Here is a 1,461-nt window from a genome sequence, read left to right on the forward strand (position 1 = left end):
TATTATGCCTTTTGTTTATATGCTCGCTCATTCATATTATTTTACCATACCGAGGATTTTTACCCCGGAATGAATTCCGAGGAATTCTCTTGATTAAATTGTAGATGTCAGGACGCTGCCGCTCCTGAACCTAGGCCCAAAGATGCTAATGCAAGCACCTTTGGGATCCGTGCAGCAGGGAAGTTTCCCTGCACCCTCGGAGCGCAAGAACTCCTCCTGCCTACGGCAATGACTCAGACAGCTTGCTTAAGTGTATAGCCCTTCCGGGCTATGATTTGTAGATGAAGGGTTGTGGGTTTTGATTTTGGTGTGGTTGGTAGTAAGTGGTTTGGGGGGAAATAACCTCGGGAAAAAATTTATAACAAGATTGAATTCAATAAAAGCTTAATTCAAAAATCAAAGGAAAAGGTCACCTTAACTCCTACGGTTGCTTTTTAAATAATTAAGCCTACATTAACGGATGAATCTCATTTAAAATCGAACCGATTTTATTTTTTTCTTCTTCTAAATCATAATCATCTTGTAACCCTAACCAGAACTGAGGTGAGTTCCCAAAGTATACAGAAAACCTTAATGCTGTATCAGCGGTAATTTTGCGTTTACCTTTTATAATTTCAGAAATCCTTGTTTGAGCAATTTTTGTTTCTTTTGCAACTCGATATGGAGTAAGGTTAAGAGGTTTAAGAAACTCCTCGTCTAATATTTCGCCGGGATGAATGTTAGATAATTTGTCCATATTAATCATTTCCTTTCAATTTAATGGTAATCAATTATTTCAACATCATAACAATCGCCATTCTCATATTTGAAACAAATTCGCCATTGGTTGTTAATTCTTATACTGTATTGATCAGAACGATTGCCTTTTAATTTTTCCAGCCTATTTGCTGGCGGTATTCGTAAATCATTTATATTACGAGAATTATTTAACATCCTTAATTTTCTTCTAGCGATTGTTTGAATATCTATGGGAAGCGAAGTGGATATATTTTTTCTGTTTCTTTCGAGTTGAATGATTTTATCATTTACTATATAGTATCACCTTTCGATAGTATTGTAAAGCGTTATTATTGGAGAAATATTGGTTTTTTTTGCGACCAGGAATATGATCGGGCTTTTGCAGCTATCTATATGTTAATTGTTTGGTGGTTGATTGAGGGGTTTTGAATGTGGGTGATGGTTTTGACCGTTATATTTTGATCATTAAAAAATTAAGTTGTTTGTCATTCCTGTGAAGACAGGAATCCATCTTTTTCTTTGTTATTTTTTTGAAATTTTATTTGGGATAGTGTTTATTAAATTATAAATGTCAGGACGCTGCCGCTCCTTGACCTAGGCTTAAAGGTGGTGATGCAACCACCTGCAGATTCAGATGAAGCTGTTCAGGTAATTCAGGTAAACTGTCCACCTGATTCAGATTGATGGTGTCCAGTCGATCTCCGAGACAAAAATACAAGCAGA

At 36.1% G+C, this 1,461-nt stretch carries 1 protein-coding gene and 1 pseudogene; both read right to left on the bottom strand.

All coding sequences use genetic code 11. The features are described from left to right. Nucleotides 1–448: 448 nt before the first annotated feature. Nucleotides 449–736, bottom strand: coding sequence for an addiction module antidote protein, HigA family (higA, locus tag DKM50_05740; GenBank protein PZM80152.1), 288 nt, complete (start codon nucleotides 734–736; stop codon nucleotides 449–451). 20 nt (nucleotides 737–756) lie between these two features. Beyond that, nucleotides 757–1,025, bottom strand: a pseudogene (locus DKM50_05745) (hypothetical protein). Nucleotides 1,026–1,461 lie beyond the last annotated feature (436 nt).

This window comes from Candidatus Margulisiibacteriota bacterium (assembly GCA_003242895.1).
Classification (GTDB): Bacteria; Margulisbacteria; Riflemargulisbacteria; order GWF2-39-127; family GWF2-39-127; genus GWF2-39-127.